The following is a 7,574-nucleotide window of genomic DNA, read 5'->3' on the forward strand; positions in this document are numbered from 1 at the left end:
GCCAGATCAGCCGTTTGCAGCGCGGCGACCTGGTCGGTCGTCAGGCCGTTGGCGATCTGGTTCGTCGTCAGCGCGGCGGCCTGGGCCGTCGTCAGGGCGACGATCTGGTCGGTCGTCAGGCCGTTGGCCACCTGGTTCGTCGTCAGCGCGGCGACCTGGCTCGTCTTCATCGCGGCGAAGTCGGCCGTTTCCAGCGCGGCGACCTGGGCGGTCGTCAGCGCGGCGGTCTGGGCCGTGGTCAGCGCGGCAGCCTGGGCCGTCGTCAGCGCAACGATCTGGTCGGTCGTCAGGCCGTTGGCCACCTGGTTCGTCGTCAGSGCGGCRACCTGCGCGGTCGTCATCGAYRCGAAYTGTGCCGTCGACAGGCCGGTCGAGATCTGCGCCGTCGTCAGMGCGGCAACCTGGGCCGWSGTCAGYGCAGCCAGATCAGCCGTTTCCAGCGCGGCGACCTGGGCGGTCGTCARGCCRTTGGCGAYCTGGYTSGTCGTCAGGGCGGCGGCCTGGGCCGTCGTCAGRGCRACGATCTGGTCGGTCGTCAGGCCGTTGGCRACCTGGTTCGTGGTCAGCGCGGCRACYTGGCTCGTCYTCATCGCGGCGAAGTCGGCCGTTTCCAGCGCGGCGACCTGGGCGGTCGTCAGCGCGGCGGTCTGCGCGGTCGTCAGGGCTGCGGCCTGGGCCGTGGTGAGCGCGACGATCTGATCGGTCGTCAGGCCGTTGGCGACCTGGCTGGTCGTCAGCGCCGCGATCTGGGCGGTCGTCATCGACGCGAACTGTGCCGTCGACAGGCCGGTCGAGATCTGCGCGGTCGTCAGCGCGGCAACCTGGGCCGTCGTCAGCGCAGCCAGGTCGGCCGTTTGCAGAGCGGCGACCTGATCGGTCGTCAAGCCGTTGGCGATCTGGTTCGTCGTCAGCGCGGCGGCCTGGGCCGTCGTCAGGGCGACGATCTGGTCGGTCGTCAGGCCGTTGGCGACCTGGTTCGTCGTCAGTGCGGCGACCTGGCTCGTCTTCATCGCGGCGAAGTCGGCCGTTTCCAGCGCGGCGACCTCGGCGGTCGTCAACGCGGCGGTCTGAGCGGTCGTCAGCGCGGCGGCCTGGGCCGTGGTCAGCGCGACGATCTGGTCGGTCGTCAGGCCATTGGCGACCTGGGCCGTCGTCAGTACGGCGACCTGGGCCGTCGTCAGCGATGCGAACTGGTCGGTCGACAGGCCGGCCGAGATCTGGCTCGTCGTCAGGGCGGCAACCTGGCTCGTCTTCATTGCCACCAGGTCAGCCGTTTCCAGTGCGGCGACCTGGGCGGTCGTCAGCGCGGCGGTCTCGGCGGTCGTCAGCGCGGCGGCCTGGGCCGTGGTCAGCGCGACGATCTGGTCGGTCGTCAGGCCATTGGCGACCTGGTTCGTCGTCAGCGCGGCGATCTGCGCGGTCGTCATCGATGCGAACTGYGCGGTCGACAGGCCGGCCGAGATCTGSSYCGTCGTCAGSGCGGCAACCTGGGCCGTGGTCAGTGCRGCCAGATCAGCCGTTTGCAGCGCGGCGACCTGGTCGGTCGTCAGGCCGTTGGCGATCTGGTTCGTCGTCAGCGCGGCGGCCTGGGCCGTCGTCAGGGCGACGATCTGGTCGGTCGTCAGGCCGTTGGCGACCTGGTTCGTSGTCAGCGCGGCAACCTGGCTCGTCTTCATCGCGGCCAGGTCGGCCGTTTCCAGCGCGGCGACCTGGGCGGTCGTCAGCGCGGCGGTCTGGGCCGTGGTCAGCGCGGCAGCCTGGGCCGTCGTCAGGGCAACGATCTGGTCGGTCGTCAGGCCGTTGGCGACCTGGTTCGTCGTCAGGGCGGCGACCTGCGCGGTCGTCATCGACACGAGTTGGGTCGTCGACAGGCCGGCCGAGATCTGGCTCGTCGTCAGGGCGGCAACCTGGGCCGTGGTCAGCGCAGCCAGGTCGGCCGTTTTCAGCGCGGCGACCTGGGCCGTGGTCAGGCCGTTGGCGATCTGGTTCGTCGTCAGCGCGGCGGCCTGGGCCGTCGTCAGCGCGACGATCTGGTCGGTCGTCAGGCCGTTGGCGACCTGGTTCGTCGTCAGGGCGGCAACCTGGCTCGTCTTCATGGCGGCGAAGTCAGCCGTTTCCAGCGCGGCGACCTGGGCGGTCGTCAGCGCGGCCGTCTCGGCCGTCGTCAGCGCGGCAGCCTGGGCCGTGGTCAGCGCAACGATCTGGTCGGTCGTCAGGCCGTTGGCGACCTGGTTGGTCGTCAGCGCCGCGATCTGGGCAGTCGTCATCGATGCGAACTGCGCGGTCGACAGGCCGGCCGAAATCTGCGCCGTCGTCAGCGCGGCAACCTGGGCCGTCGTCAGTGCAGCCAGGTCGGCCGTTTCCAGCGCGGCGACCTGGGCCGTCGTCAGGCCGTTGGCGATCTGGTTCGTCGTCAGCGCGGCGGCCTGGGCCGTCGTCAGAGCAACGATCTGGTCGGTCGTCAGGCCGTTGGCGACCTGGTTCGTGGTCAGCGCGGCGACCTGGCTCGTCCTCATCGCGGCGAAGTCGGCCGTTTCCAGCGCGGCGACCTCGGCGGTCGTCARCGCAGCGGTCTGGGCCGTCGTCAGSGCGGCGGCCTGGGCCGTCGTCAGSGCGACGATCTGGTCGGTCGTCAGGCCRTTGGCGACCTGGTTCGTGGTCAGCGCGGCGATCTGGGCGGTCGTCATCGACACGAGCTGGGTCGTCGACAGGCCGGCCGAGATCTGGCTGGTCGTCAGCGCGGCAACCTGGGCCGACGTCAGCGCAGCCAGGTCGGCCGTTTCCAGTGCGGCGACCTGGGCCGTCGTCAGGGCAGCAGTCTGGGCCGTGGTCAGCGCGGCGGCCTGGGCCGTCGTCAAAGCAACGATCTGGTCGGTCGTCAGGCCGTTGGCAACCTGGTTCGTGGTCAGCGCGGCAACCTGGGCCGTCTTCATCGCGGCGAAGTCGGCGGTTTCCAGTGCGGCGACCTGGGCCGTCGTCAGGGCGGCGGTCTGGGCGGTCGTCAGCGCGGCGGCCTGGGCCGTCGTCAGAGCGACGATCTGGGCGGTCGTCAGGCCGTTGGCGACCTGGGCCGTCGTCAGTGCGGCGATCTGGGCAGTCGTCAACGATGCGAGCTGCGTCGTCGACAGGCCRTTGGCGAYCTGGTTGGTCGTCAGGGCGGCRATCTGGCTCGTCTTCATYGCCACCAGRTCAGCCGTTTCCAGCGCGGCGACCTGGGCGGTCGTCAGSGCGGCGGTCTCGGCGGTCGTCARSGCGGCGGCCTGGGCCGTCGTCAGGGCRACGATCTGGTCGGTCGTCAGGCCGTTGGCGACCTGGTTCGTCGTCAGCGCGGCGATCTGGGCGGTCGTCATCGACGCGAACTGCGCGGTCGACAGGCCGGCCGAAATCTGCGCCGTCGTCAGCGCGGCAACCTGGGCCGACGTCAGCGCAGCCAGGTCGGCCGTTTCCAGCGCGGCGACCTGGGCCGTCGTCAGGCCGTTGGCGATCTGGTTCGTCGTCAGGGCGGCGGCCTGGGCCGTGGTCAGCGCGACGATCTGGTCGGTCGTCAGGCCGTTGGCGACCTGGTTCGTCGTCAGCGCGGCGACCTGGCTCGTCTTCATCGCGGCGAAGTCGGCCGTTTCCAGCGCGGCGACCTGGGCCGTCGTCAGCGCGGCCGTCTCGGCCGTCGTCAGGGCGGCAGCCTGGGCCGTCGTCAGGGCAACGATCTGGTCGGTCGTCAGACCGTTGGCGACCTGGTTGGTCGTGAGCGCCGCGATCTGGGCGGTCGTCATCGACACGAGCTGGGTCGTCGACAGGCCGGTCGAGATCTGGTTCGTCGTCAGTGCGGCGACCTGGGCCGTGGTCAATGCAGCCAGGTCGGCCGTTCTCAGCGCGGCGACCTGGGCGGTCGTCAAGCCATTGGCGATCTGGTTCGTCGTCAGTGCGGCGGCCTGGGCCGTGGTCAGCGCGACGATCTGGTCGGTCGTCAGGCCGTTGGCGACCTGGTTCGTGGTCAGGGCGGCGATCTGGCTCGTCTTCATTGCCACCAGGTCAGCCGTTTCCAGCGCAGCGACCTCGGCGGTCGTCAGCGCGGCGGTCTGGGCSGTCGTCAGSGCGGCGGCCTGGGCCGTCGTCAGGGCAACGATCTGGTCGGTCGTCAGGCCGKTGGCGACCTGGSYSGTCGTCAGCGCGGCGACCTGKGCGGTCGTCAGCGAYGCGAACTGCGCCGTCGACAGGCCRKTYGMSAYCTGGTTGGTCGTCAGGGCGGCRATCTGGCTCGTCTTCATCGCCACCAGRTCRRCCGTTTCCAGCGCGGCGACCTSGGCGGTCGTCAGSGCGGCGGTCTGGGCGGTCGTCAGCGCGGCGGCCTGGGCCGTCGTCAGCGCTACGATCTGGTCGGTCGTCAGGCCGTTGGCAATCTGGCTGGTCGTCAGTGCGGCGACCTGGGCCGTCGTCATCGACGCGAACTGCGCCGTCGACAGGCCGGCCGAGATCTGGCTCGTCGTCAGTGCGGCAACCTGGGCCGTCGTCAATGCGGCCAGGTCGGCCGTTCTCAGCGCGGCGACCTGGCTCGTCGTCAGCGCGGCAGTCTGGGCGGTCGTCAGCGCGGCGGCCTGGGCCGTCGTCAGCGCAACGATCTGGTCGGTCGTCAGGCCGCTTGCCACCTGGGCGGTCGTCAGCGCGGCGATCTGGTTCGTCTTCATCGCCACCAGGTCGGCCGTTTCGAGTGCGGCGACCTGGGCCGTCGTCAGCGAGGCGGTCTGGGCGGTCGTCAGGGCGGCGGCCTGGGCCGTCGTCAGCGCGACGATCTGGTCGGTCGTCAGGCCGCCGGCCACCTGGGCCGTCGTCAGCGCGGCGATCTGGCTCGTCTTCATCGCGGCCAAGTCGGCCGTTTCCAGCGCGGCGACCTGGTTCGTGGTCAGGGAGCTGACCTGCGCGGTCGTGAACGCGCCCACCTGGGCGGTCGTCAATGCAACGATCTGCGCGGTCGTCAGCCCGTTGGTGATCAGCGAGGTGCTGAGTGCGGCCAGGTCCGTCGTGGTGAAAGCAGTGATCTGGTTGGTCGTGAATGCCGCGAGCTGCGTCGAGGTGAGCGCGGCCATATCCGCCGTCGAGAGCGCGGCAATTTGGGAAGTCGTCAGCGCCTGGATTTGGGCGGTGCTCATTCCGGTAAGAACAGATGCCATGTTGAACCTTTAAAATTGTTAAACGTTGTCCGAGATCGCCGCCCAATGCGCGATGTATATCAGTAAAAAGTAATTTCCCTAGAGCATATATTTATTGGCGCGCTTGCGAATGCTTTACGGCAACAATCGAGTCAACTTGAGATACTCCTGGTTGTTTTTTCTCCACAATCCCCTCCGAGCGCATTCATTTTTGCCCATTTGACAACGCGTCCGAACCCGGTCTTTTCAACCATGCGGTACACGACTTCTTACGTTGCCGGCAAGAAATTTCTGTCAGCTGAAGGGAAAGGCGACAGCCCGATGGGAATCGTTAAGCCCGACGGTCACCTTTCTGCTGAAACCCGATGTCAAGGTGGCAGCGTCACGGCGCCGCGTTTCATATTGATGAAGGGACGCTTTCTTCATGCGGGCGCGCAGGCGCTTGTAGAAGCGGTGTTGTCGTACGATAGACACCGTTCAGTCAAACGGCGTATCCCAGGTCGCCTGGACGAGACATCTCCCTTTTATTTCGGCAACTATTGTTGCAAGAATATATTTTTATATGTATAAATATATTTCCAACAATAAATGGCGGTCTATATCCGCCACGTCCAGAGAGAGTGAATATGTTCAAGCAAACAATGCGTTTTACGTTCATCGCGGCCATGCTGGTCGGCGCGGCCACGCTGACGGGATGCGCCTCGATCGTCACCGGCACCAGCCAGGTCGTCTCGGTCGAAACGCTGCATTCCAGCGGCCCCGTCGCCGGCGCGACGTGCAAGCTCGAAAATGACAAAGGCGTGTACTACGTCACGACCCCGGGCACGGTCACCGTGCACCGCGCGTACGGCGACATGAACGTGAAATGCGACAAAGCCGGTTTCGACCCGGGACTGGCGACGATCAAGTCGGCGACCAAGGGCATGATGGCCGGTAATATCCTGATCGGTGGCTTCATCGGTGCCGGCGTGGATGCGGCGACCGGTGCCGGGTACGACTACCCGGCCGTGTTCCAGGTCATGATGGGCCAGCAGGCGACGGCGCCCACGGCCGTATCGCAGGCGGCGGCACCGCAGGCAGCCGCGCCGGCGGAAGCCGCCAAGGGCGCCATGAACTGAAGGCCGGCGAGCCGCCCATAAAAAATGGCACAACCCGTGCCATTTTTTTTTGCCGTCAGGCGGAAGCGTACTGACAACACTCGCCGGCCGCGCCGACGGCAAACGCTTGCCAACAGAGAGTTATTTACGGAAACTACTTATTTCGAGTGTAATGACAGCCGCTGATGCCGAGCCTGCCCCGCCCCGCCGCGCGCGTGTCGCGCCTGTACGAAGTGATGGACCTGATGCTGGACTCGGTCGGCGACCCGCTCGCATTGAAATCGCTGGCGGCATCGGCCAGCTATTCGTCGTTCCACTTCGACCGCATCTTCCGTGAGCTGACCGGCTTCTCGGCCGTGGAATACCAGCGCAAGCGCCGCCTGCGCCGCGCCGCCCACCTGCTGCGCCACGAGCCGGACGTGCCCATCGTGCGCATTGCCCAGGATTGCGGTTTCCCATCGAACGCGGCCTTCGCCAAGGCATTCAGGCAGCAGTTCGCGATGTCGGCCAAGGCCTGGCGCGAAGGCGGCTGGCGCGACTACATGGACCAGCAAGTCGGGCGCGAGAGCGATGTCAGCTTCTTCGTCGCCGAACCGGACGACCTGGAAGCCATCCTCGCGCCCTACTGCCCCCCCGAACCGGGCACGGTCGCGGCACGCATCGCCGTGCGCAGCCTGCCGGCGCTGACCCTGCGCTACCAGCGCTTCTTCGGCCAGTCCGGCGCGGCGCTGTCGTTCGCCTGCCACGACTTCATCCAGGAACGCGAACAGTCCGACGGCCTGCCCGCCACGACCGCCTGGTATGGCGTATTCGACGAAGACCCGGGTTTTACCGGCGAGCGCGAATACTGCTATGACTTCGGCTGCGCCGATGACGCCGTGCCCGACGCCGGCCTGGGCCTGCGCGTCCTGCCGGCCGGCAGCTACGCCTGCCTCGACTTCGACGGCGAATGGCCGCGCTTCCGCTCCATGTACGAGGACTGGCTCGACAAACAGGCCGCCTGGCGCCTGGACAGCACCCGGCCGCATATCCAGAAGGTCGAGCGCACGCCGGCAGGCCGCTGGCGCGGCTGGCTGGCGCTGCCCGTCAAGAAACGTTGATCACGCCGGAATTCACCAGTCGAAATCGTCGGGGATCTTAAAGTCCTTGTAGGGATCTTCCTCGCCTGCTTCCACCGGCGTGGCAGCCTTGTTCACGCGCACGACGCGATCCGGCGCCCGTTCCGCGATCTTGTCGGCGATCACGCGCGGCACCAGCTCGAAGCCGCCTTCGTGGGCGACGATGGCGAGGCGCCCCGCGACCAGGTGGTCGCGCACCATGCCCGAGACGTGGA

Annotated in this window: 4 protein-coding genes; 2 read left to right on the forward strand and 2 right to left on the reverse strand. The window is 67.5% G+C overall.

Features of this window, described 5'->3' with window-relative positions; translation table 11 throughout:
• Positions 1 to 5,144, reverse strand: a 5,144-nt coding sequence (locus AC1DYX_RS25195; RefSeq protein WP_477263966.1) for a beta strand repeat-containing protein, incomplete at its 3' end; no start/stop codon positions are given.
• 626 nt (positions 5,145 to 5,770) lie between these two features.
• On the opposite strand from AC1DYX_RS25195, the gene AC1DYX_RS25200 reads away from it, so the two are divergent.
• Positions 5,771 to 6,262: a hypothetical protein gene (locus AC1DYX_RS25200; RefSeq protein WP_477263968.1), complete on the forward strand. Its 492-nt coding sequence runs from the start codon at positions 5,771 to 5,773 to the stop codon at positions 6,260 to 6,262.
• 164 nt (positions 6,263 to 6,426) lie between these two features.
• A complete protein-coding gene (locus tag AC1DYX_RS25205) occupies positions 6,427 to 7,341 on the forward strand; it encodes a helix-turn-helix domain-containing protein (RefSeq protein WP_477263970.1) in 915 nt (304 codons plus the stop codon).
• Between the two features lie 12 nt (positions 7,342 to 7,353).
• On the opposite strand, the gene AC1DYX_RS25210 is transcribed toward AC1DYX_RS25205, so the two are convergent.
• The coding region (locus tag AC1DYX_RS25210; RefSeq protein ID WP_477263972.1) for a DUF2058 family protein at positions 7,354 to 7,574 on the reverse strand (221 nt) is incomplete at its 5' end.

This window comes from Massilia sp. P2_C2 (assembly GCF_056404615.1).

What these genes read in the sequence shown, in the direction of transcription:
- AC1DYX_RS25205 (WP_477263970.1), top strand. Translation starts at nt 6,427, where the DNA reads ATGCCGAGCCTGCCCCGCCCCGCCGCGCGCGTGTCGCGCCTGTACGAA.
- AC1DYX_RS25200 (WP_477263968.1), top strand. Translation starts at nt 5,771, where the DNA reads ATGTTCAAGCAAACAATGCGTTTTACGTTCATCGCGGCCATGCTGGTC.